Annotated in this window: 22 protein-coding genes; 12 read left to right on the forward strand and 10 right to left on the reverse strand. The window is 55.1% G+C overall.

The features are described 5' to 3' along the window. Positions 1-290, forward strand: a 290-nt coding sequence (locus B5F27_RS03645) for a LysR substrate-binding domain-containing protein (RefSeq protein WP_242962060.1), incomplete at its 5' end; no start/stop codon positions are given. A gap of 286 nt (positions 291-576) precedes the next feature. Here the strand turns inward: B5F27_RS03645 and B5F27_RS03650 are convergent. The 5 genes from B5F27_RS03650 to B5F27_RS03670 all read right to left on the reverse strand — a co-directional run bounded on the left by B5F27_RS03650 (position 577) and on the right by B5F27_RS03670 (position 6040). Further along, positions 577-2199: an FAD-dependent oxidoreductase gene (locus tag B5F27_RS03650; protein WP_087364757.1), complete on the reverse strand. Its 1623-nt coding sequence runs from the start codon at positions 2197-2199 to the stop codon at positions 577-579. Positions 2200-2202: 3 nt separating this feature from the next. After that, positions 2203-2766 (reverse strand): alkyl hydroperoxide reductase subunit C, encoded by a 564-nt coding sequence (ahpC, locus tag B5F27_RS03655; RefSeq protein ID WP_087248780.1) that lies wholly within the window; start codon positions 2764-2766, stop codon positions 2203-2205. A 129-nt stretch (positions 2767-2895) separates the two neighbouring features. Further along, positions 2896-3702, reverse strand: a complete 807-nt coding sequence (locus tag B5F27_RS03660) for a class I SAM-dependent methyltransferase (RefSeq protein WP_087364759.1) — start codon at positions 3700-3702, stop codon at positions 2896-2898. Between the two features lie 111 nt (positions 3703-3813). Beyond that, positions 3814-4680: an alpha/beta hydrolase gene (locus tag B5F27_RS03665; protein WP_087248784.1), complete on the reverse strand. Its 867-nt coding sequence runs from the start codon at positions 4678-4680 to the stop codon at positions 3814-3816. Positions 4681-5182: 502 nt separating this feature from the next. Next, the gene (locus B5F27_RS03670; RefSeq protein WP_087364761.1) at positions 5183-6040 is read right to left on the reverse strand and encodes a class I SAM-dependent methyltransferase; all 858 of its coding nucleotides are present in this window, start codon (positions 6038-6040) and stop codon (positions 5183-5185) included. Between the two features lie 388 nt (positions 6041-6428). Here B5F27_RS03670 and B5F27_RS03675 point away from each other — a divergent pair, with 388 nt between their 5' ends. The 5 genes from B5F27_RS03675 (at position 6429) to B5F27_RS03695 (ending at position 11566) form a co-directional block, all read left to right on the forward strand. Continuing rightward, entirely contained in the window at positions 6429-6851 is a 423-nt protein-coding gene (locus tag B5F27_RS03675; RefSeq protein WP_087248788.1) for a flavodoxin, read from the forward strand. 183 nt (positions 6852-7034) lie between these two features. Beyond that, positions 7035-7952: an AraC family transcriptional regulator gene (locus tag B5F27_RS03680; RefSeq protein WP_087364763.1), complete on the forward strand. Its 918-nt coding sequence runs from the start codon at positions 7035-7037 to the stop codon at positions 7950-7952. A gap of 171 nt (positions 7953-8123) precedes the next feature. Then, entirely contained in the window at positions 8124-8396 is a 273-nt protein-coding gene (locus tag B5F27_RS03685) for a DUF6110 family protein (protein ID WP_087364766.1), read from the forward strand. 56 nt (positions 8397-8452) lie between these two features. After that, complete coding sequence (locus tag B5F27_RS03690; RefSeq protein ID WP_087364768.1) at positions 8453-10576, forward strand: heavy metal translocating P-type ATPase; 2124 nt, start codon at positions 8453-8455, stop codon at positions 10574-10576. A gap of 759 nt (positions 10577-11335) precedes the next feature. Next, positions 11336-11566, forward strand: coding sequence for a hypothetical protein (locus B5F27_RS03695; protein WP_162610657.1), 231 nt, complete (start codon positions 11336-11338; stop codon positions 11564-11566). A gap of 310 nt (positions 11567-11876) precedes the next feature. On the opposite strand, the gene B5F27_RS03700 is transcribed toward B5F27_RS03695, so the two are convergent. Then, on the reverse strand, positions 11877-12284 hold the full coding sequence (locus B5F27_RS03700) for a DUF2871 domain-containing protein (protein WP_087364879.1): 408 nt from the start codon (positions 12282-12284) through the stop codon (positions 11877-11879). Between the two features lie 264 nt (positions 12285-12548). Here B5F27_RS03700 and B5F27_RS03705 point away from each other — a divergent pair, with 264 nt between their 5' ends. The 6 genes from B5F27_RS03705 (at position 12549) to B5F27_RS03730 (ending at position 17920) form a co-directional block, all read left to right on the forward strand. Next, positions 12549-13100, forward strand: a complete 552-nt coding sequence (locus B5F27_RS03705) for a PadR family transcriptional regulator (RefSeq protein ID WP_087364771.1) — start codon at positions 12549-12551, stop codon at positions 13098-13100. Between the two features lie 105 nt (positions 13101-13205). Beyond that, complete coding sequence (locus B5F27_RS03710) at positions 13206-13646, forward strand: hypothetical protein (protein WP_087364773.1); 441 nt, start codon at positions 13206-13208, stop codon at positions 13644-13646. Between the two features lie 2 nt (positions 13647-13648). Then, positions 13649-14380, forward strand: coding sequence for an alpha/beta fold hydrolase (locus B5F27_RS03715; RefSeq protein WP_087364775.1), 732 nt, complete (start codon positions 13649-13651; stop codon positions 14378-14380). 96 nt (positions 14381-14476) lie between these two features. Beyond that, on the forward strand, positions 14477-15091 hold the full coding sequence (locus tag B5F27_RS03720) for a DUF1349 domain-containing protein (protein ID WP_087364778.1): 615 nt from the start codon (positions 14477-14479) through the stop codon (positions 15089-15091). A gap of 239 nt (positions 15092-15330) precedes the next feature. Beyond that, positions 15331-16191 carry a MurR/RpiR family transcriptional regulator gene (locus B5F27_RS03725; protein WP_087364781.1) on the forward strand — a complete coding sequence of 287 codons (861 nt, stop codon included), beginning with the start codon at positions 15331-15333 and terminating at the stop codon, positions 16189-16191. A 166-nt stretch (positions 16192-16357) separates the two neighbouring features. Beyond that, positions 16358-17920 carry a family 1 glycosylhydrolase gene (locus B5F27_RS03730; protein WP_087364783.1) on the forward strand — a complete coding sequence of 521 codons (1563 nt, stop codon included), beginning with the start codon at positions 16358-16360 and terminating at the stop codon, positions 17918-17920. Positions 17921-18019: 99 nt separating this feature from the next. Here the strand turns inward: B5F27_RS03730 and B5F27_RS03735 are convergent, their stop codons facing one another. The 4 genes from B5F27_RS03735 to B5F27_RS03750 form a co-directional block, all read right to left on the reverse strand. Continuing rightward, entirely contained in the window at positions 18020-20233 is a 2214-nt protein-coding gene (locus tag B5F27_RS03735) for an ABC transporter permease (protein WP_087364785.1), read from the reverse strand. Next, entirely contained in the window at positions 20223-20990 is a 768-nt protein-coding gene (locus tag B5F27_RS03740; RefSeq protein WP_087364881.1) for an ABC transporter ATP-binding protein, read from the reverse strand. Before B5F27_RS03740 ends, B5F27_RS03735 begins: the two co-directional genes overlap by 11 nt. Before the next feature lie 172 nt (positions 20991-21162). Further along, positions 21163-22170: a sensor histidine kinase gene (locus tag B5F27_RS03745; protein ID WP_087364787.1), complete on the reverse strand. Its 1008-nt coding sequence runs from the start codon at positions 22168-22170 to the stop codon at positions 21163-21165. Continuing rightward, positions 22167-22835, reverse strand: coding sequence for a response regulator transcription factor (locus B5F27_RS03750; RefSeq protein ID WP_087364789.1), 669 nt, complete (start codon positions 22833-22835; stop codon positions 22167-22169). Before B5F27_RS03750 ends, B5F27_RS03745 begins: the two co-directional genes overlap by 4 nt. Positions 22836-23125: the final 290 nt, after the last annotated feature.

The raw sequence follows: 23125 nt of genomic DNA on the forward strand, positions 1-23125 counted from the left end.
AGCCCGGCTCGGGCACTCGAACCATTTTTGAAGACGCCTTGCGCCGCCACAACCGCACCCTGAATCGCTTTTCCAAAACAACAACCATCAGCGATTTTTCTACCATCAAATCTCTGGTTGCGGATGGTCTGGGGATCTCGTTTCTATACGAGGCAGCAGTATCCAAAGAATTGGATTCCGGGGTGCTGGCCCGGTTTGATCTGGCAGAAACGCCTATGAGCGGGGCCTTCTACTTTGTGTGCCTAAAAGAGAATCTGTTTGCCACCGACTGGATTCACTGGATGGAATGAGCACCTGCTTTGGGGTGCGGCCTTCTATGGTATTATCCTAACTTCAATCCGATTAACAATCTTTGGTCTGAGGCAAAGGCTTTTTGCACAACTTCAAGTCAGATGCCTGGGCGAATTACCGGATACTATTCAAAATACTTTTTGCTCTTTGGACGGCATCCGATTGTTCAGGGCGGTCTCGTTCTTGTAAAAATTTGCTTTAATTCTGAATACTACTAAATTGTTTTTCTAATTTCTAAATCGATTGCAAAAACGCGCCGCACAAATCGTGCGACACGTTTTGTGCCTATGGCATCAGCAGCTCCAGCAGCTGCCGGATATTCTTCTTTCCGAAGGAGATCTTCTCCCCACTGTTAACCACCAGGCAGGGCACGCTCATCACCTGATATCGCTCCCTCAAATCGGGAAAGTGATTCAAATCATATACTTGAGCGGAAATATCAGGATGAGCCGCAGCCAAACGCTGCGCCGCCGTCACCAGCTCCGGGCACATGGTACAGGAGAGGGACACCAGCACCTGAAGTTCCACCGGTTTCCGGATGGCCCGGATGGCCGCCTCAGTCTCCTCATCCAGAGCCTGGCCCGGTCCAGCCGCATTGTAGAGCCCCAGGACAAAGGAGGTAAACTCATGGCCGCCGGGCACGCCATGAAAGGCCAAGCCTGTCCAGCTGCCGTCGGAGCGGCAGATCAGGACACAGGGAAGATGCTCGACCTTGGACGGATCGCCCTGCTCCACCGACAGCTTGTCGCTCTGGGCAGCCAGCTCCTGCATATAGTGCTCCAGCTCGGCGGAGACAGGTGTTTCGTCCAAGCAGAGCCGCAGAATCAGGGAGGAAACCATCCGATCGAATACCGTGTGGAGCTGGGAGAGCATCTCCCCAGTAAACAGACCGTCTTTCGTCTGTGCCTGGGCCTCCGGTTCCGGTGTCCGGCTCTTGGGAGCCTGGGGCCGCAAACCGGTTTTCTGCTGCATGGCAGCGCACAGCCGCTCCAACTCGGTGGCAGCCAGAGCGCCGTCGCCCACAGCAGTAACCACCTGGCGCAGAGGCTTTACACACACATCACCAGCGGCATACAGACCATCCAATGTGGTCTTCTGGCTGCGGTCGGTAAGGATATATCCCTGTCCGTCCAGTTCAGCCAGACCACGGACCAGTTCGGTGGCCGGCTCATACCCAGCAAACACGAACACACCGAAGGTTTCCCCGTCCGCCGCCTGATGCTCCGTCTCCTGCCCGGTCTTGGTGTTGCGCATCCGGATGCTGCGCAGCGCAGTATCTCCGGAAACTTCCTCCACCACCGTATTGGTGAGAATGGTGATCTTCTCATGGTTCCGGGCAGCGTCCGCCGTGGCCTGGGCGCAGCTGAAGTCATCTCCCCGGATGAGGATGGTCACATGCCGGGCGTACTTAGTGAGAAACACACTCTCCTCCGCTGCGGCAAAGCCGCCGCCCACCACAAAGACATCTTTTCCGCTGAAAAACTCTCCGTCGCAGGTGGCGCAGTAGGCCACGCCCCGGCCCCGGAACTGCTCCTCACCCCGGAATCCCACCATGCGGGGATGGGCGCCGGTGGCCAGCAACACGCCGAAGCAGCTCAGCGCCCCACGGCTGGTGCGGACGGTTTTCACATCGCCCTCCAGCTCCAGGCCGGTGACCTCTGCCAGCAGGAATTCCGCGCCGAAGCCTTCCGCCTGTCTGCGCATGGTCTCGGTCAGTTCAGCACCGCTGGTGTGCTCCACGCCGGGGTAGTTGACCACCTCCGAGGTAATGGTGATCTGTCCGCCGAAGCGTTCCTGTTCCACCACCACCACACGATAACGGGCACGGGCCAGGTAGAGGGCGGCAGTCAGTCCCGCCGGGCCTCCGCCGATGACCACCACATCATAGAGATGTTCCATCTGTTCCATAGCTTACAGCTGCCCCACCAGATCCAGGCTGGGCTTCAGGGTCTCGGCGCCGGGCTGCCACTTGGCGGGGCAAACCTCGTCCCCATGCTCCGCCACAAACTGGCAGGCCTGAACCTTCCGCAGCAGCTCGTCGGCATTGCGGCCCACGTTGCCGGCGTTGACCTCGTAGGCCACAATCTTCCCCTCCGGGTTCACGATAAAGCTGCCACGCTCTGCCAAACCATCGGCTTCGATGTAGACCTCAAAATCCTTGGATAGGCAATGGGTAGGATCAGCCAGCATGGGATACTGGATCTTCTGAATACGCTCAGAGGCGTCATGCCAAGCTTTGTGGACAAAGTGGGTGTCGCAAGAGACTGCATAAATCTCGCAGCCCACCGCCTGGAATTTCTCGTAGAGGTTGGCCAGATCCTCCAGCTCTGTGGGGCAGACAAAGGTAAAGTCGGCAGGGTAGAAGAAAAATACGCCCCACTTGCCCAGAACATCCGATTTGCTAACGGCACGGAAGGTGTTGTTCTGATAGCACTGAACGGTAAAATCAGCAATTTCTTTCTGAATCAGGGACATAAGGCTTGCCTCCATTTATTATTTTGTTCGTTAGTTATAACTAACCTTGTGATGATTATACAGGACTCACAACCTGTCGTCAAGAGAAATTTTTGTAGTTGCCTATGGATCCCCCTGCCCTTTTTATTCTTACAACTTCAGATGGATCATTTTTACCATCCGCAAACGGTCTGAAACCAACATACTGATCCTTGTGGAAAATTGTAGGCCGTTTCTGGGGGTATGGCGATAGTAGGCTTCCTCAGCAAGAACCTTGACCCCGCCGCCGATTTTTTCGGCCAGCTCCACCGCTGAATTCACATAGAAGAACATCTCAGCATCCGCATGCCCCATCTGCTTCATATACTTCTTCCTCATCATGGTCATGCCGCTTTTGCTCACCGTGTCAAAAACAATCTCTATATCTCCAAACTGGCAGAGCATTCGGAACATTCCCAGGACTTTAGTATCTTGGAAATAGTGAAATAGACCGCCCGCAATGATCAAGAGGGGGGCATCTGGCACATCGGCTCGGACTCTCCTGATCCAATTCTCAGCAAAGGCATCACCAACAAGATAGACTTCTCTTTCTGCCTTTGGCAGCAGTTTTCGACGATATTCCATCACTTGTGGCAGATCCACAGCATACCAGAGTGTTCGTCCATCATCGCAACGATTATAGGTTGTTTCCAAACCGCATCCAATTTGGACAATCACACCATTTGGTTTGCGCGCCAGAAACGCCTGGATGAACCGATCCATATTGGCAGATCGAACAGCAGAGGCGATCAAGGTATACTGGCTCTGACTCTCCTGTTGCAGCACATTGGACGGCAGCTTTTCCTTCAGCTCAAGAGCCTTTTTATCATATAAGATTTGCGGGCAATGCTCACTGGCGTAGAACCTGCCCAACATGGGGATAAATAGCGTATCTTCCACAACACCTAATTTGGGCATAGCGACTCCTCCTTCTTTTTAGGGATTCTTCCTGACAGCATATATAATGCACCACAAGAAAATTCCATGGATAGAATTAAAAACTTCCTGTTTGAATCTTTCGTTGGGGTGTTAATCAGAGCGTGTTTTGATAAATTCGGTCACCAAGTCTATATAGTCCTCCAACCGCACCATCAGAGCCAAATGTCCACCGGTCAGCCTTTCAACTACTGTGGGGTTGGGCATCAGGTTAATTAGGTCATACTTACAGGCAGGGGTGAATGTTGTATCGTCTCTTGACAGAATCAACAGCACCCTACCTTCCCATGTAGCGAAATCATCCCGGGTCAAATCAAGGTAGTGCTTCGCGTCTATCAGAAAGTCGATCATATGCGCCTCATAAGGTTTAGTGAGCAGCTCCAGCATGGAATCGCACATTTCCTTTATTCCTGCCTTTTCCTCTGGCGTAAAGTCTTCCGTTGTGTTTTTCAGCACCATCCACTTCATAATCTGTTTAATGACGGAAAAAGGCAGGATAGACAGCCACTTTCTGAACTTCTGTTGGCCCTCAAGTATTCTCATCAGGTCCCGATATCCGGCCTCGCTCATGCTGCCGGATAATGAACAGGTATTCGAGAGAACCAAACCCTCTACTACATCCGGGTGACGCTGAGCAATAATTTGAGCTACAACGCCGCCCAAGGACTGTCCCACCAACCAAACTTTTTCCCTCAGACTGTGTAGCAGTTCCACTACAGCATCAGCAAACTCGCCATTGTCCGCAAAGGGAATTTGATAATCAAAGGTCAAAACCGAAAAGTCTCTGGAAAATCGGTCAAAGTGCCGGTAAAACAGATCCGATAAGCCAATACCGCCAGTAAGCAGCACCAGAGTTGCTCTGGCTTCAGGATTTTTATAGTAACGATAGAAAAATGTTTTTCCACTACTGACTATAAAAGCATCCTCAGGATAAACCTGGCGAAATTCTGCAAGTGTCATAAAAATACTCCTTTCAGATCCGGACGAACAGAGATCCGAAATAGTTTGATTTCATTTAGAATAGTAAAAACGTTTGCTTACCCCCTATCTGTGGCAAGTATTTTAAATCCATTTTGTCCCCCTTTGCCGATGTTCATTTAAGCTCCCAGCGCCACAGTTGGTGTTAATTTCCCAGACAGCTTTTGATTTTCTCAACCACTAAGCCTCCGCGATGCAGATGCGGTATTAACTGTTCTAACCCCAGCAGGAATACCATGCCGAGCCAGAACTCAACAACTGCAGGTACAAAAGACCATCTTTCCATGTCAGATGTTTGTTCCATTGCAGGCAGCAGACTCCAGATGGAAGCCTCTGCTATCACCCCGCAAAGCCGATAAGTACACGCTATACCAGCCCACTTTAAATTATCTTTTATAAAAAAGCGCAGAACGCACCCAATGTCGTCCCCGCAAAAGGAATCAGCAGTCCTTGCCATAGTTCAATCAGCATAACCTACTCCAATCTAATCGTAAATGTATTCTGCAAAGTCTATCCGGACGATCTGTAGGTGCATGAGTTCATCGGCCATCTTTGCCAGCAGTCGGTGGATAGGCCGAACCGCTGGAGCATGAAGCGATTGATAGCCCAGCATATAGCCCCGACTGGAAACCAAAAAAAGCTGCGACCAAGGTTCCAACTCCTGTTTGGCGTTCTTTACGGAAAAATAGGCGCCCACATCTCGAATACCCGCCTGCTTCACCCAAGTTTTCAGCATCAGTCGAACCGCTGCTTGTCCGGCTGCATCAAAAACAAGTCGCCCTCCAGGGAATCGTTTTGCGATATCTATGGTCAAAGATTTAACTGCTTCTGTTGTAAAATAGTAAAAAACTCCGGAGGCAAATAGTACTGCCCCCTCCGCAGGGTCGGTGCAGACGGCTTCCATCCAGCTCGGATTTTTCAAATCAAAGGCCAGGTTTTTTTCTCTTTCTCCGGCAGGAAGCAGGCGATCCCGAATCTCAATGACTTCCGGCAGATCGATGTTCCAGATGCTGCAATGGCCATTGTCACAGATTCGCCCGGTATTGTCCAAACCGCATCCCAGATTGATGACTGCAGCTTTGGGATGGACTTTAAGATAGTTTCGCACCTCCCAGGCGAGGTCATTCTGGCGCATAGCAACCTCCAGAGCACCGAAGGTATGCATCAAGCTGTTTGAGTGCCGTTCCAGCCGTGAAAAGTCATACTCTACTTTCTCTATCAGCATTGCCGCCGTTGTATCCTGATAAAGTTCGGGAAATCGTTGCGAGCAGAGCCGTCGGCCATACAGCGGGATAATAAGCGTTTCCTGAACAGAATTCTTCTCAATTTTGTATTTTTCCATACTCCCTCCTTAAAAATTGTGGTACTCTATATACGATTATAGTTAGCACTAGTTAACCGGTCAAGTCTTTTTCAATTCATTTTCACCCTGAATAACAGCCCTCCAAGACAACATAGTAAACATCCATAGCTCTCCATCTCTCCTGCTGTGTTAGAGATGCCTTAAAGAAACAAGCTCCTCAGATGTTTTCCTCTTGACAATTTCTAATTCCAACTATATAATAATCGCATCGGTTAGTTATTAATAACTAACCGATGCGATTAGATAGCAATCGGCAGATGCTTTTCTGCGCTGTGATTAGCCGTAGTAGCGAGGGAAAACCGTCGAGGATTCATCACAGCTTGATGGTTCAAACTCTAAAAACAAAAAAGAAAGGTTGTTATGTTCTATGCGTAAAGTTGCAGTTGTTTACTGGAGCAGCACTGGCAATACCGAAGCTATGGCTTCGGCCGTTGCTGAGGGTGCCAAAGAGAAGGGTGCAGAAGTATCCCTAGTTACGGCCGCCGCATTTTCTCCAGAACAGGTAAACGAATATAATGCTATCGCATTTGGCTGCCCCGCTATGGGAGCAGAGCAGCTGGAAGAGTGCGAGTTCGAGCCCATGTTCAGTGCCTGCGAAGGAAGACTGAGCGGAAAGAGCATCGCATTGTTCGGCTCTTACGGTTGGGGCGATGGTGAATGGATGCGCAGCTGGGAGAGCCGCTGTCAGGATGACGGAGCCAATCTCATTTGCGATAGCGTAATTTGCAACGAATCTCCGGATGACGATATCCTGTCGGCCTGCCGCGCATTGGGCGCATCTCTGACATAAACATCCCAAATACACTGGTAAGAGTGTTTTCCTCCCCTATTTCAAGCACTCTTCAAAAAAGCGAACCGGTTGAATTCCTCCCATTTTCCGCCGGTTCGCTTTATGTTGTATTGATTCTCGTTAGAACAGTTTTTAAAACACATCTTGTTTGTTCTGTCCTATTTATCCTATGGGAGAGCAGATATGTTGTACGAGTACTTATCCAATCAAAAACATATTTCATGGAATTCCAGTCTGCCCGGCGTAAAAATTTGCCAGTTTCATCTACAAGGTTGTTCCCAAGACAAGCGCTTGAAGCTCTCGGTTTTATCCAACACACATCATTTTGAAGCGTTCTTTTGCTCAGGCGGGCAACTGATTGTCGAATCCACAAGCACCTGTCCCGTTATACTTCAAGCACAGGGAATATTCCTTCTTTCTGATGAATCCAAACTGTGCTCTATTCAGATTAGTCAGGATCTGCAAGGCGTTCTAATAGCCGTGAACCCCAGTGCTGCTCAATCCAGTCTGTCCTCCATCTGCCATATCTTGGGGCTGAAACTGGACATCCATGCGATACGCAAAAAAATAACAAATCAAAATGGTTATGCCATTCTCACAGATATTCCCTGGGCTAAAGCGTTATTTGAGGATCTGAGACGTTTGCCACCGGATCATCGTGAGGGATACTGTGTGTTTAAAACGGTAGAGTTACTGTATTTATTTTGTGCCAACACTTCCACTGCCGGAGTTCTTTCTGAAACATCATCCAACGCCTATCCATCCCTCTCAATTTCTCAAGTAAAAGCTTATCTGGAAAGCCATTTGGAAGAAAAACATACTATTCCTTCTCTATGTCACCGTTTCTCCCTCTCCCCCACTTCTTTGAAAACTGGATTTCGCCGTATGTATGGGCAGCCTCTCCACCGCTGGCTGACACAGCAGCGGATTCATCGTGCGTGCGAACTTTTGCGTCAGTCAAATTTGCCCATCCTTACAGTCGCGCAAGCTGTAGGATACGACAGCGCCAGTCAGTTCAGCGTTGTATTCAAAAGATACTGCGGTATGACACCGGGCCAGTTCAAAAAAATGTCCGATTCCGGCGATCCGAGTCTTTTTTAATAAAGACAATTGCAACATCTGTCTGTATAATGATTAAAATACAGCCTGAAACTTGAGATGGGAGGCATTGCAGTGAAACAGCATCGATTTTGGGCTTGGGGTGCGCTCCTCTGTATGATCATGGTTATGATTACAGGTTACAAACGCAAATAAAGGAGGACATATATTGCGATGAACATTTACACAAAGTTGGCTTGTTTTGTAGGCGGGGCCCTTTTCGGATCTTTTGGCGTGAAGCTGTTGTCCAGCAAGGACGCCAAAAAGGCGTATGTACATGTGACAGCTGCCGGGCTCCGAATGAAGGATTCCGTGATGGAAACCGTTACTACCGTTCAGGAAAATGCCGCAGATATTCTGGCCTCGGCCAAAGATATGAACGAGGCCAGAGCAGCCTCGGAAGCAGAAGAGACTACTGCCGCCAGCCTTGAAAGCGACGAAACCTGATATATCCTGAGAGGGAGCTGCATGGGCGGCTCCCCTTTTTTGTAAAGGAGAACCGAATGAACGCAACCATATTGCATGAAAGCCGTGGCCGTATCCGGCTAAAACTGAGGCAAAAACGGATGACACTCACACAGGCGGATCTTCTGGAGGCCTGGCTTCAGGCAAAGCCATGGACTCGGCAAGTCTCTGTCCATGAACGTACCTGCTGTGTAATTCTTTATTACAGTGGCTCCCGGCAAACCGTCCTGGACGAACTCCGCCGTTTTTCCTGGTCGGACGCCAAGTTGTCACCCACACTTTCTGCACACAGTACCCGGGCATTAAATCGGGAGTTTGAAGAAAAGCTGGTGAGCAAAGTCTTGTGCAAAGCCGCATCCGCCTTGTTTCTCCCGCCGCCTGTACGAATTGTCCGGGTCTTGTGGCATATGATCCCTTTTGTAAAGCGCGGACTACTCTGCATCCTCCATCGAACAATAAAGGTCGATCTTCTGGATGCTTTTTCCATCTCCATTTCCGTGTGCCGCAGGGACTTCGGGACAGCAGGAATGGTCATGTTTCTTCTGGAAATAGGCGAACTGCTGGAGGAGTGGACCCGAAAAAAATCGGTGGAAGACCTTGCACGGTGTATGTCTCTGAATGTTGATCGAGTGTGGGTACGAACTCCACAGGGTGAAATTCTGGTTCCGATTTCTCAAGTTCAGCCGGGAGATGCTGTGATTGTTCGTGCAGGGGGAATCATTCCAGCAGACGGATCGATACTGGAAGGTGAATGCACGGTCAACCAGTCCTCCCTCACCGGCGAATCAATCCCTGTACCAAAACATCCTGGAAGCATGGTCTATGCAGGAACTGTACTGGAAGAAGGCGAGTGCGTTCTGGAAGTAAAACAATCCTCCGGACAAAGCCGTTACGACCAGATCGCCCACATGATTGAACAGTCGGAGCAACTAAAATCCTCTGTTGAAAGCAAAGCAGCCAACCTTGCCGACAAACTCGTTCCCTATACATTTGCCGGCAGTATTCTTAATTTTATTCTCAGTCGGAATATTACTCGGGCGCTATCCGTGCTGATGGTGGATTTTTCCTGTGCTTTAAAATTAGCCATGCCGCTGGCGGTAATTTCCGCCATGCGCGAAGCTGGAAAATCCCATATCACCATAAAAGGCGGGAAATTTCTGGAAGCAGTGGCTGCTGCGGACACAATCGTTTTTGATAAGACGGGCACCTTGACCCACGCATGTCCAAAAGTCGTTCAGGTGATACCCTTTGGCGGGAAAACAGAGACCGAGATGCTGCGCCTGGCCGCTTGTCTGGAGGAGCATTTTCCCCATTCTATGGCCAATGCCGTTGTGGAAGAGGCAAAGATCCGCGGCTTGATTCATGAAGAATATCATTCCAAGGTGGAGTATCTAGTAGCACATGGGATTGCCAGTACTGTAAATGGTGAACGTGTCCTCATCGGTAGTGCCCATTTTATATTTGAAGATGAACATTGTGTGATTCCAGCTGGAGAGGCCGAACGTTTCGAAAATCTTCCTCCGGAGTATTCCCATCTATACCTGTCGATCGGCGGGCAGTTAGCTGCAGTAATCTGTATTTCTGATCCCTTGCGGGAAGAAGCAAAAAGCGTTCTTGCTGCGCTCCGCACACTGGGCATTACTAATCTTATTATGCTTACAGGAGACAGCCATCGAGCGGCTTCTACGATTGCTGCTCAGGTTGGAGTGGATGAATTCCGCTCCGAGGTGCTCCCTGCTGACAAAGCCGATTTTATCGCACATCTCCGGAAATCTGGCCATACGGTATTGATGGTTGGAGACGGTATCAACGATTCCCCTGCTCTATCGGAAGCAGATGCCGGCATCGCTATTAGCGATGGTGCAGCCATAGCCCGGGAAATCGCGGATATTACCATCGCCGCCGACAGTCTCTGGGAATTGGTGGAGTTGCGTCGAATTTCCTTGGAACTCATGACACGCATTCACTCCAACTATCGTTTTGTTATTGGTTTTAATGGCACCCTGATCGCTTTGGGTATGGCCGGCATAATCTCCCCCGCCACATCCGCGATGCTTCATAATCTTTCCACTTTGGCTGTCAGTCTGCGGAGTATGAGTTCATTGCCGAAAAATAAAAAACCAGTTCTTTTAATTCCTGGTAACATTAGCAAAAGTCTCTAATCCAGCCGTTTTCTTCTTAGATAATTCAACTTAAAAACTGCGCATTTCTACTCAGCCCTGGAGTTCTAAAACATTTCGGCATTCTGTTAGTTGTTGAGGTTCAGCTCACATATGGCGGGCTTCCGGATGAAAAATAGTTTCGGGGCCAGGGCGTGGTCTACTGTGCCAACTGTAACGGAAAACTTTTCACCAGGAAGGATGTCTTTGCAGTCTCCCGCCCCATATCATGACGAGTGTTCCTACAGCATTTGAAAAGCTGTAAGAGCACTCGTTTTTATTATTTTTATCCAGCGATTTCAGCCGGGATGCAGTTAATGAACACTCTCTTCTGGGTATTGAGACGGTCACATCAGGAATTGGCAGGAGTAACATTTTAGAAAGCGTGCTTTCTCCCACATGGTTATAGTAGATGCGAAGCCTCTACTCCCACATACCGTTCATTTTTCCGCATTGTAAATCTCTACCTTCTCGACCAATCTGTTGAACATCCAGAGCGTAAGCTTGTATACTCAGGTATACTTTCGCACCAAAGAGATGGATAAGTTCCTGTCTGCCATTGGCCAGAACAGAAACCAAATCGCCAAGCGGGTCAATGCTCCGCTTATCAGGCCGATATGGAAGAGCTCTGCTGGAAAAGCTGATTCAGATATGGCACTTACAAAGACACATCCTATTAAGTCAACGCTGAAAGAGGCCATTGACAACATCTGCAGTCCTAACAAGATGATCAGAAAGCTATTAGTACCCTCATTGGAAGAGATGATGTACACCGACGGCGGCACTGCCGCCGAGACCGCCGTCAAGGCTGTCATCGCCGTAGGCGGCGCCGCCGCCCTGCTGGTGGTGGGCTGCATTGCGGCCCGGGGCATCCTGAGCATCTTCGGCGGAGTGGATTCCGCCATTGACAGCTCGGTGGACGCCGGCAAGAGCTTTATCGGCGGGGCCCTGAGCGCCGGCCAGAATTTCCTCAACACCCTGATGGGCCTGTAATGCCGGCCCGAAACATTTCAGATATCTTCTCTTTCCATAATCATGTTCCGGCGCCCTGAGAGGGCGGAAAAGCAGGACGTTCCCACCCGGGAGCGTCCTGCTTTTTGCTGCCGCTGCTGCAATGGGTACCGGCGCACAAAAGGCAGCCATCCCCCACAGGGGCCCAAAGAACATCTTGGACACGGTCAAATCGAATCAACGCCAAACAGCCCGCATCCTGCGCAATACAGGATACGGGCCGTTCCGTTGGTCTGCCTGTGGCGGCCTTTCTGACGGGAAAGCCGCTCTTAATGTTTTGGCGCAGGCGGGGTTACGAGATGCTGCGCTTCACCTGCAGCAGCACCAGCACCATGCTGACGCCCAGCAGGATATGCCCCACACCGGCCATGCCGGAAATGGCTGCATCCATGCCGGAGGAAAGGCTGGTGCCCAGCACCTGGAACACGCCCCGGATCACCAGCATCACCACCGTCAGGTTCAGGCCCACATGATAGACGGCCAGCACCCGGCCGGTCTTGGGACCGGTGAAGGACAGGTTCTTCTCCAGCAGGACCAGCAGCAGGAAAAACACCATTCCCAGCATAAAGTAATGGGTGTGCACAAAGCCCAGACTGGTTCTGCCGGTGAAACCAACGATTTTGGTGAACTCCCGGTAGAACACGCCGCCCACCATGGCGAGAATTGCGTAGATCAAAGCGGCATTCATATAGCGTTTCATCATGATGTATTTCTCCTTATCATTCGGCGGGCGCAGGCCCGTCGCCGCCCTGGGTTTCTTCAATATGAACGACGTTCATTATACAGCAAACCGCCGCATCTGTCAAGCGCTCCCCTTCCTTTGGGCTGGGTTCTCTTTTGCGCGTCGCACCGTTCCTTCCGCTTCTGGAGTGCAGCCTGTCGCCCCAAAAGTCCCACCGGTATACGGTTGACAAACGCCGGGGCCGGCTTTACAATATCTCTAATCGATAGATTGGGGGATGACATGGAATATCTGCTTTTGGGGCTGCTGATCCTGTCCCCCATGACGGGGTACCAGCTGCAGCAGTTCATCAAGAACAATCTGGCCCTGATCTGTTCCCACAGCGCGGGCAGCGTCCAGACAGCCCTGGCCAAGCTGGAGAAAGAGGGCAAAATCACGGCTAGCGAAACCGCCGAGGGCAAACGGCGGAAGAAACTCTTTGCCGTCACCGACGCCGGGCGGGAGGCCTTTTCGGTATGGGCCGCCCAGCCCATGCAGGCGGACAGGGTGAAAAACATGGAGCTGTCCCGGCTGTTTTTCGCCGGGCTGACCCGGCCTGCAGAGCGGCTGGACGCCATCCGGGATTACATCCGCCAGATGGAACAGACCCGGGGGATTCTCTGCGGGATTCGGGCCCGGTTTCAGCAGATGAACCCCGGCGAACTGCCGCCGGGGATCGACTGGCCCCAGGTACTGCGGTTTCAGGGGTACACCATCGAGTACGGCATCGCGGCCGCCGGCTTTGAAATCAACTGGTACACCCAGCTGCTGCACGAGTTGGAGAAGCAGCCCTGACCGCCCGCTCCCCGGGAAACGTCCGCTGACAGTGGAGCGGGACTTTTCCCTCTGCTACCCGAACTCTGCAAAACGATGGCCCAACCGGCCGGAAAGGAATTTTCCATGAATCTGTTATCCATTGCCATGTTGGTATTTATTGTGATGGAATCGGCCAACGTGGCCATCCTGTATTTCTGGCCCGGCAGCCGACTGGGCAACGGCGTGGGGGTGTTCAACGCCTTCCATCACAGCGAGAATGACGAACAAAAGCTGTTTGCCTCCTACCTGGTGAACTGGGTGGCCGGGGTGAAGCTGATCTTTATTTTTCTGCTGGGGGTCATCCTGATCCTCGGCGACGAAACGGTCCAGCTGTGGGCGGTGGTGGCCATGATTTTGTCCATTGCCACCTACTTCTGGCGGCTGCACCCCATCATCCGGAAGCTGGACGCCATGGGCTGCATTACCCCCAAGGGCTATTCCAAGGCCCTGGACGGCATGATCGCCGGCTTTCTGCTTCTGTTCACGCTGGCCCTGGCGGCACATATTCTGACAAAGGGGATCTGACCATGCAAAAAACTTCGAACGCCCTTGCCCGGCTGAAGCGGGCCGCGGTCATTCTGCTGGTGGTTGCGGCGCTGTGCGCCGGGGGCTTTCTCTGGTATGTATCCGACTACTACCGCGCCGAGGATGTGGCGCTGGAAGTGGCCGTCCAGGGCGTCAACCTGTCCACCCAGGGCAATCTGACCATCCTGAGCCCCAGCCAGCCCAGCGACACCGCCCTTCTCTTCTATCCCGGCGCCAAGGTGGAGGCCGAAGCCTATCTGCCTCTTCTGGACCAGATCCGCCAGCAGCTGGGCGTCACCTGCATCCTGGTGGATATGCCTTTCCACATGGCCATTTTCGACGCCGGCGCGGCGGAGGACGTCATCCCGCAGTTTCCTGAAATCCAGCACTGGTACATCGCCGGCCACTCCATGGGCGGCGCCATGGCTTCCAAATACGCCGCCGAACACCCCGACCAGGTGGAGGGGCTGATTCTTCTGGGGGCCTACATCTACGGGGACTACCCGGAGGAAAACACCCTGACCGTCTACGGTTCCCTGAATCAGAGCGTGGAGGATCACCTGGACTACACCCGGAACATTGTGGAAATCGAGGGCGGCAACCACGCCCAGTTCGGCAACTACGGCCCCCAGAAGGGGGATCCGCCCGCCGCTATTTCCGCCCAGGAGCAGCAGGCCCAGACTGTGGACGCCATCGAGGCCTTTCTGGACCAGCAGGCCGGGGACACGGAATAAACAAGACGCCGCGCCTTTGTCCGGGCGGCATCAAAACCAGCACAGCAGCCCGGGCACTGCGGAACACGACCGAAAACAAACAAGGAGGACCCAACCATGAAACTGGACACTTCCCGCCTGCAATGGACCCGGCAGCCGGCAGGCTGCGTCATTTCGCCCGACCGCATTGAGATCGTCACCCGCCCCCACACCGATCTGTGGCAGCGGACCTATTACCACTTCCGCAACGACAACGCCCCGGTGCTCCAGATGTCCACCGAAGAAGCCTTCTTCTCCTTTGTGGTCAAGACGGAATTCGCCGAGAGCCACCACCGCTTTGACCAATGCGGCGTGGTCCTCTATCTGGACAGCGAAAACTGGCTCAAGGGCTCGGTGGAATACGAAAACGACCGGTTTCAGCATCTGGGCAGCGTGGTCACCAACCACGGCTATTCCGACTGGGCCACCACCGAAATCCCCGCCGGCGTGAAATCCATGTGGTACCGGCTGAGCCGCCGGGAGGACGATTTCTGCATCGAGTGTTCCGAGGACGGCGCCGTATTCCATCAGATGCGGGTCTGCCACCTGCACGAGGCAAAGGGAGAAATCCGGTTTGGAATCTACGCCTGCAGCCCGGAGGACTCCTCTTTCCGCGCCGTGTTCACCCACATGGAACTGACCGAGTGCAAGTGGCTGGCCCACGACGGCCAGGCCCCGGACAAGGAGGTCTGACCCAGTCCCCCGACACCTGCAAAACAGGGCATCTTCTCTTCGATATCCCGCCCGCCGCTCTGCGGCGGGTTTTCCTTTGTCCGCCCGCTCCCTGCCGTCTGAAATACTGTGAAATCACACAACATTTGCTATAATGAATACATCCCCCGGTGCAAAAAGGCAGAACCGTTCCAGGGGCCGGCACGCCGCCGCCACAGCGGACGTTCAGGGGTATTACACGGAAAAGAGGGACCAAAATCGTGTTGCTGGTGCAGTTGAAAGAGATGAAAAACTCCACAAACCACGAAAAGGACATTGCAAACTACATTCTGGCCCACATGGAGCAAATTCCCGACATGTCGGCCGGCGAGCTTGCCAAATCCACCCTGACCAGCAAGGCCACCGTGGTCCGCCTGAGCCAGAAGCTGGGGCTTTCCGGGTACCATGAGTTCAAGCTGAAGCTGATCGCCGAGGTCAACCAGAACGAGCGGATCGGGCAGATTTTGGCCAACGAGCCCATCACCCCCCACAGCTCCTATACCGACATCATCCACACCCTGCCGGGTCTCTACGACAAGGCCATCACCAACACCCGCCTCACTCTCAACAAAAGCGATATGCTGCGCATTGACCGCCTGCTGCGGGAGGCGGAGTGCATCGACATTTACGCCACCGGCATCAGCTACACCCTGGCCCAGGCGGCCGCCTTCAAGTTCGCCACCCTGGGGGTGGAGAGCTCCGCCTATGAGAGCATCAACGGCCACTATCTGGCCGCACGCAAACACAAAAAGACCGTCGCCTTTGTCATCAGCTTCACGGGGGCCAACCGCACGGTGGAAACCATGGCCAAATACCTGCGCACCGCCACCCACAACCATGTGGTGGGCATCCTGGGCCCCCACAATCAGGTGACCCGGTCCTGGTGCCACGAGGTGGTGGAAATCCCCAACCGGGACTCGGTCCTCAGCCTGGACGTCATCACCTCCTTCGCCGCCTGCAACTACGTCTTCGACGTCTTTTTCTCCCTGCTCCTCTCCCACTGCCAGGAACAGCACGTCCAGTCCTCGCTGGAAATGATCCGGCACCGGGATCTTCTGCTGAACGAAAATTTCAACGTCTGAATCCCTTCCATTGAACCAATTTGAACCGATGTTTCAAGAACATCGGCTCTTTTTTGTTTATTTTGAACCACAGGACCAGAATGGGCCCATTATATTGTATTCAAGTCAAACCCATGCTATGTTTGTGTCACCGCATATCAACACACCCATAGACAGGAGGCAGATCATGGGTAAATACGCAGAACTGGCCAAAGACATTGTAAAAAATGTCGGAGGAAAGGAAAATGTGGTGGGGCTCGTCCACTGCATTACCCGGCTTCGCTTCACCCTCAAGGATGAGAGCAAAGCCAACGACGACGTGCTCAAGGCAATGAGCGGCGTCGTCACGGTCATGAAGAGCGGCGGACAGTACCAGGTGGTCATCGGCAACCACGTGGCCGAGGTCTACGACGATGTGTGCGCTCTGCTGGACCTGAAAGAGGACGGCTCCGCCCCCGCCGAGGTCAAAAAAGGCAAGCTGCTGGACCGGGCCATCGACGTGGTGTCCGGCATCTTCCAGCCCATCCTGGGCATCATGGCGGCCTGCGGCATGCTGAAGGGCTTCAACACCCTCTTTGCAACCCTGGGCCTGTATGCCACTTCCGACGGCATCTACATGATCATCAACGCCGCAGGCGACGCGCTGTTCAACTTCCTGCCGCTGTTCCTGGGCTATACCGCCGCCAAAAAGTTCAAGCTGAAACCCATGCTGGGCCTGGCCATCGGCGCCGCGCTGTGCTACCCCGCCATCCAGTCCAGCGCCCTGTCCGCCTCGGGCGAGGCCCTCTACACCCTGTTTGAGGGCACCATCTTCGCTTCCCCCGTGTACATCGACTTCCTGGGTCTGCCGGTGATCGCCGTGGACTACACCGGCACCGTCATCCCGGTCATTCTGTCGGTCTGGTTCGCATCCAAGTGCGAAAAGTTCTTCAACCGGATCGTGCCCGAGCTGATCAAGTTCTTCTTTGTCCCCATGCTCACCCTGCTGGTCACCCTGCCCATCATCCTCCTGCTGCTGGGACCTGTGGCCACCTTTGGCTCCACCCTGATCTCTGAGTTCACCCTGACCATCCGCAACTTCAGCCCCCTGGTGGCCGGCGCCGTCGTGGGCCTGACCTGGCAGATCCTGGTGATCTTCGGCATGCACTGGGGCTTTATCCCGGTGTACATCAACAACGTCATGACCCTGGGCTATGACAACGTGATGATGCCCTTCTTTGCCTGCACCTTCGCCACCTCCGCCGTCGTCCTGGCCATCTTCTTCAAGACCAAGGACAAAAAGCTGAAGGAAATGGCCATCCCCAACTTCATTTCCGGCATCTTCGGCGTCACCGAGCCCGCCATCTACGGCATCCTGCTGCCCCTCAAGAAACCCTTCGTCATCAGCTGCATTGCGGGCGGCATCGGCGGCGCATTCTACGGCCACTTCAACTTCCGCAAGTTCATCCTGGGCGCCATGGACCAGCTGACGCCGGAGGGGACCGTCTCCGACGACTACCGCATCGACTACTTAAAGACCCACATCCAGGCCATGATCCAGGCCATCGACCAGGACGGCGTGGACATCATGGGCTACACCGCCTGGGGCTGCATCGATCTGGTCAGCGCCACCACCGGCGAAATGTCCAAGCGGTACGGGTTCATCTATGTGGACCAGGACAACGACGGCTGCGGAACCAAAAAGCGCATCCGGAAGAAATCCTTCTACTGGTACCGGGACGTCATTGCCCATCACGGCGAAAATCTCTAAAGCGGAGCAGCAAAGCTCCATCCTTCATCCCTACACACCCGGAAAGAGCGGCCAGGAAACTGGCCGCTCTTTCTGGTTTTATCTTCTTTTTGTGCCGGGTCAGGCTTCGATTGCCCGGCGGAACATGGCCCAGGTGCTGACAAAATAACATCCCAGCAAGAGGGTCAGAACCGCCGCCGTGATGCCCAGCTGTACCGCCAGGGCGCCAAAGCCGATGTAGGCGACGATCTCGGCCTGCACCACCAGGACAAAGCAGCCCACCACTGCGCCTCCGGCCAGGGCCGCCGCCCCCACCGGCAGCCCGAACCAGAAGCCCAGCTGCCGCACCACCAGCCGCCCGATCTCTTTTTCCCCTACCCCCAGCTTGCGCAGCACCGAGAAGCGATACCGGTACTGCCCGGCGTCCAGCAGCTGCTGCAGGGACAAAACCGTCAGGCAAATCACCATCAGCACCACCGCCCCATAAATCATGGCCGCCTGCAACACAAAGTTGCCGGCCCGGGTGCTGTTGACCTGCAGGGTCCGCAGCCGAATGGAATAATTTACCCCGCCGGGGGCCTGTTCGGGGTAATGGTCAACAAAAAACTGTTCCAGAGCCCGGGCCGTCTCATAGGGTAACGGCTGGGCCGTCATGCTGTACCGGCATCGCATCACCGGCAAGAGCTGCTGACAGACGCTGTCCGGGAACACATACACCACATCGGTGTAGCTGTTGTAGAGGGTCTCCCCCATCGGTTCGTCATGCCAGGCCTGTTCCGACAGGGTCAGGACGCCGGCGTCGGTGGAAACAGTGGGGTGTTCGGCGAGGAACTGCTCCCGTTCCTCCTCCGAGGCGATGGTCTGCCACTGGGTGGTAAACTCCCCTTCCGCCAGCTCCACCGGCTCAAGGCCCAGCATGGCCCGCAGGGCGTTGTAGTCGCTGAGGGAAATCACCGCCGCGGGAAAGTCGTATTTCACCCGCTGGTGAAAGTCCTCCCGCCGGGGCAGATAGAGGCTGAAGGTCCGGTCTGCGGTGGTTTCGATTCCTTTTTCCGAGAGAAACGCGGTCACCGCCTGATAGCCGTCCCGGGGCAGGTCAGCCTCATTGTAGACGTTGTTGTAGCGGGAGTAGATCTGGATATCGTACATCGACCGGGCTTCCAGATAGCCGTCGGCCCAGCCCACCAGCACCGGGGCCGCCATGAAGAGAAAGATGGACAGCACCAGGGTGATGCTCACCAGGCTCATGGTCTTGCTGGTGGTGCGGAGCTTGGAAATCATCTGGCCGAAAAAGAACAGGTTGGTGCCCTGATAGCGGCAGGCAGCGCTGCGCTCTTTGCGCCAGACCAGCAGGGTGCTGGCCAGCCAGATCACCCCGCAGAGCAGGAAAAGCAGGTGGACCAGCAGAGCAGTCAGGGCCTGGCTGACCCAGCCCTCCCCGAACGCCAGCATATAACGGCGCCGGACCACCGGCACACTGGCCGCCGCCAGGATGCAGACAAGCGCCCTCGCCGTCAGGCCCAGCACCAGAACCGGAAAGCCTCCTTTCCGGCGGCGCACAGCCCAGACCGCCGTCCAGGCCAGCAGCCCCGCCGGGGCCAGAATGTTGGCCCAGAACATGACCTGCACCGGCGCCGGGAACCGGCTGTCCCCGTAAAAATACAGCATCCGGCCGGCCTGAACCGTCATGACCGCCGCAAGCGCCAGATACAGGGCGGCCACCCCCTGCATCCAGCGGCTTTGGGTGAGAGGGGCTTCGTTTTCACGGCCGGCGGTCAGCATCGAGAGGATGCGGGTCCGGCGGATGGTGCGGGTCTGGAGCAGCCCCACCGCCAGAAAGCTCAGCAGGAAAAAGCCCACCGTCCAGAGGACGGTATCCGGGAACAGGGTCCACGCCGGCCGATAGGGCTGGCCGTAACTGGTCAGCAGCAGGGCGGTGATGAACTGGGAGCACACTGCCCCCAGGCCGATGCCCAGCACCACCGACACCCCGCCCATCAGCAGGGTTTCGGCGAAAAACAGCCCGGCGATGGTCCGCTGGTCCATCCCCAGAATGGCCTCTAGGGCGAATTCCTTTTGGCGGCTGCGGAGCATATAGTGGTTCACAAACCGGATCAGGAACAACAGCAGCAGGGTCACGGCGCAGATGGCCATTTTCATCCCGCCGCTGAGGAGGGTGAAGTCGTACTCCACCCCGATGTCCGGCTTATAAAACCGGCTGGACACCGACAAAAACGCATAGAACAAGGCGACGCAGAGGGTCATGGTGACCAGATAAATCAGGTAATCCCGGGCCGAGCGCCGGGCGCTGCGGAGAATCAGTTTAGCGTACATCCGTCCCGCCTCCTCCCAGCGTGGTCAGCACCTGCAGAATCTTCTCAAAGAAGGCCCCGCGGGTCTGTCCGCCCCGCCGCAGCTCGGTGAAGATTTCCCCATCCCGCAAGAACAGAATCCGCTGGGCATAGCTGGCGGTAAAGGCGTCATGGGTCACCATCAGGATGGTGGCACCCAGCTGGCGGTGGATTCCCTCAAAGGTGGTCAGAAGCATCTGGGCCGAATGGCTGTCCAAGGCGCCGGTGGGTTCATCCGCCAGCAGCAGCCGGGGCCCATGGATCAGCGCCCGGGCGCAGGCGCACCGCTGCCGCTGGCCTCCCGACACCTGATAGGGATATTTTTCCAGAATCCCCTGGATATTCAGCCTCTGGGCCATGGCCTGGACCTGCGGCTCCACCCGATGGGCCGGGGTCTTGTTGATGGCCAGCACCAGGGCGATGTTCTCCCCGATGGTCAATGTGTCCAGCAAATTGAAATCCTGAAAGACAAAGCCCAGCTTTTCCCGGCGGAACCGGGCCAGATCTCCGGGCTTGATTGCGGTGACGTCCTGGCCGTCCAGGTAAATGTGGCCGGCGCTGACGGCATCTATGGTGGAGATGCAGTTGAGCAGGGTGGTCTTGCCCGATCCCGACGCCCCCATGATCCCCACAAACTCCCCTTCCTCCACCGTGAAGCTGATATCCCGGATGGCTTTGGTGATGCTGCCTCCATTGCCGTAGATTTTCTGGATGTGTTCCAGTTTGAGTATTTCTTTCATCTCGTTCACCTCCGGCTCCATTGTAAGGGATCGGCGGCCCGGAGTGTATCGGGTTTCCTTGCGCAGTTCTTACAAAAATGAAAGACCAGGCACAGCCTGGACTGTTTCGCATCGTCATACCACCTGCGCCCCGGCCGAGGGAGCGCAGCCGCGGACCAGGTGGGTTTCGATTTTATCTATGCACGCCGGCAATGGCATCGTTGACCGTGAAAACCAGACGGACGGCGGTCCCTTCCCCTTCCCGGGAATGGATTTCCAGCCCGATGCCCAGCTTGTCGCACAGCCGGCTGCACAGGTACAGCCCCATCCCGGTGGAGCTGTGGACCGTGCGGCCATTCCGGCCGGTGAAGCCTTTTTCCAGCACCCGGGGCAGGTCCTCCGCCGGGATGCCCATGCCGTTGTCCTCCACCACCAGGCAGACCTGGCCCGGCCGCTCCTCCGCGTCAAAGCGCAGCCGGGGCGACGGGCCCCGGTACTTGACCGCGTTGCCGATGATTTGATCCAGAATGAACCGGACCCACTTGTCATCGGTGCAGACGGTGCCGGCCAGGTTGCCCACCTCGATGCACATCCCGCCCTGCCGCAGCAGATATTTGTTTTCGGCGATGGCGCTGGAAACCAGGCTGTTCAGCTGGATTTCACGGATCAGATAATCTTTCTCGGTGTGCTCGCTGCGGGCATAGTAGAGGGCCTGCTCGGTGCAGCGGGTGATCCGTTCCAGCTGGGCCAGGATCTCCCGGGAAAGCGGGCTGCGGTGGTTTTCACAGAGAAGCTCTGCCGCCGTGATGGGCGTCTTGATCTCATGAACCCACTGCTCGATGTATTCCCGATAGGCTTTGCGCTGCCGCTGGGCCTCCGCAACCTGTTCCAGCATCGACTTTTCCGCCATCTGCAGCAGCCGGCGGTATACCGCTTCCTCGGCCGTCACCGGCGGAGGAAGGATTTCGGGCAGCAGATACCGCTCTTCCAGCTGTTCCGCCTGGCGCAAAATGGCGTCCAGACGCCGCTTTTCCAGAAGGCACCCGGCAATCAGCCAGCAGGCCAGCACCGCCAGCCAGACGGCGGCGATCAGCACCACCGTTCCCACGGCATTGCCGCCGGCCAGCAGAAACAAAGACAGCATGGTCAGCCCCACCAGATTCACCACCACCGCCGGGAGGCGGTCCTGCACGTATCTCATATCTTGTACCCCTGCCGGTGTTTGGTCTGGATGAAGTCGGTCAGCCCGATGGAGGCCAGCTTGTCCCGGATGCGGCTGACGTGGACGCTGAGGGCGTTGTCGTCGATATAGAGCTGGTTGTCCCACAAAAAGTCCACCAGATCCGCCCGGGCGCAGATGGTCCCGGCGTGCCGGAACAGATAATACAGGATTTTCTGCTCGTTCCGGGTCAGTTCCACGGTCCGGCCCCGGTATTCCAGCGCGCCGCTTTCCAGGTGGAGAAGGGCGTCCTTCCAGCAGAGGGTTTCTTCCGCCGCGGCGGGATAAGCCCGGCGCAGCAGGGCGGCGATTTTGGCCAGCAGGATGGCCGGGTTATAGGGTTTGGTGAGAAAGGCGTCGCCGCCCAGCAGGATGCTGTTCAGCTCGTCCAGGTCGGCGTGGCTGCTGGTGACAAAGACGATGGGCACCTGTGAAAAGCCGCGGATCTGCGCGCACAATTCAAGGCCGCTGGCTCCCGGCAATCCGATATCCAGGAGCACCAGCTGGGGCGCAAAGGTTTTCATCCGGTCCAGCGCCGCCGGGGCATCCCCGGCGGCCTCCACCTGGTACCCGCTGCCGGCCAGCAACAGCTGCAGCTGCTGCCGGATCACCGGGTCGTCCTCCACCACAAGGATTTTATAGGGCATAGGCAAAACTTCCTTTGGGTTGGTTTGAGCCTATTATAGCAAAACAGGCCCCCGAGCACAAATGCCGGGGCAGAAAGAAACCCTGCCGGCGAACGCACGGCGCCCCTGCAGGGCGGTGGAGGGGCCACGGAGAAAGTAGCTTAGTCCGGCTGGTTTGCGGCGTGCATGCATTTTGGGCATCTTCGCGGATAAGGAATAAGTATTCGACATTTCACCCTGCTGATTTTATAATAGAAGCAGAAAAAGTCTTGGGGCCGCCGGGCCCCTGGAAACATCAGCCGCTTCCATGG

This window comes from Faecalibacterium sp. An192 (genome assembly GCF_002160175.1).
Lineage (GTDB): Bacteria > Bacillota > Clostridia > Oscillospirales > Ruminococcaceae > Faecalibacterium.

Bases quoted from the DNA above. Each gene is read 5' to 3' on its own strand.
- B5F27_RS03730 (WP_087364783.1), top strand. From the start codon at position 16,358: ATGGGTAAATACGCAGAACTGGCCAAAGACATTGTAAAAAATGTCGGA.
- B5F27_RS03745 (WP_087364787.1), bottom strand. From the start codon at position 22,170: ATGAGATACGTGCAGGACCGCCTCCCGGCGGTGGTGGTGAATCTGGTG.
- B5F27_RS03675 (WP_087248788.1), top strand. From the start codon at position 6,429: ATGCGTAAAGTTGCAGTTGTTTACTGGAGCAGCACTGGCAATACCGAA.
- B5F27_RS03685 (WP_087364766.1), top strand. From the start codon at position 8,124: ATGAACATTTACACAAAGTTGGCTTGTTTTGTAGGCGGGGCCCTTTTC.
- B5F27_RS03650 (WP_087364757.1), bottom strand. From the start codon at position 2,199: ATGGAACAGATGGAACATCTCTATGATGTGGTGGTCATCGGCGGAGGC.
- B5F27_RS03690 (WP_087364768.1), top strand. From the start codon at position 8,453: ATGAACGCAACCATATTGCATGAAAGCCGTGGCCGTATCCGGCTAAAA.
- B5F27_RS03735 (WP_087364785.1), bottom strand. From the start codon at position 20,233: ATGTACGCTAAACTGATTCTCCGCAGCGCCCGGCGCTCGGCCCGGGAT.
- B5F27_RS03700 (WP_087364879.1), bottom strand. From the start codon at position 12,284: ATGAAACGCTATATGAATGCCGCTTTGATCTACGCAATTCTCGCCATG.
- B5F27_RS03660 (WP_087364759.1), bottom strand. From the start codon at position 3,702: ATGCCCAAATTAGGTGTTGTGGAAGATACGCTATTTATCCCCATGTTG.
- B5F27_RS03680 (WP_087364763.1), top strand. From the start codon at position 7,035: ATGTTGTACGAGTACTTATCCAATCAAAAACATATTTCATGGAATTCC.
- B5F27_RS03720 (WP_087364778.1), top strand. From the start codon at position 14,477: ATGAAACTGGACACTTCCCGCCTGCAATGGACCCGGCAGCCGGCAGGC.
- B5F27_RS03710 (WP_087364773.1), top strand. From the start codon at position 13,206: ATGAATCTGTTATCCATTGCCATGTTGGTATTTATTGTGATGGAATCG.
- B5F27_RS03670 (WP_087364761.1), bottom strand. From the start codon at position 6,040: ATGGAAAAATACAAAATTGAGAAGAATTCTGTTCAGGAAACGCTTATT.
- B5F27_RS03750 (WP_087364789.1), bottom strand. From the start codon at position 22,835: ATGCCCTATAAAATCCTTGTGGTGGAGGACGACCCGGTGATCCGGCAG.
- B5F27_RS03715 (WP_087364775.1), top strand. From the start codon at position 13,649: ATGCAAAAAACTTCGAACGCCCTTGCCCGGCTGAAGCGGGCCGCGGTC.
- B5F27_RS03740 (WP_087364881.1), bottom strand. From the start codon at position 20,990: ATGAAAGAAATACTCAAACTGGAACACATCCAGAAAATCTACGGCAAT.
- B5F27_RS03705 (WP_087364771.1), top strand. From the start codon at position 12,549: ATGGAATATCTGCTTTTGGGGCTGCTGATCCTGTCCCCCATGACGGGG.
- B5F27_RS03695 (WP_162610657.1), top strand. From the start codon at position 11,336: ATGATGTACACCGACGGCGGCACTGCCGCCGAGACCGCCGTCAAGGCT.
- ahpC (WP_087248780.1), bottom strand. From the start codon at position 2,766: ATGTCCCTGATTCAGAAAGAAATTGCTGATTTTACCGTTCAGTGCTAT.
- B5F27_RS03665 (WP_087248784.1), bottom strand. From the start codon at position 4,680: ATGACACTTGCAGAATTTCGCCAGGTTTATCCTGAGGATGCTTTTATA.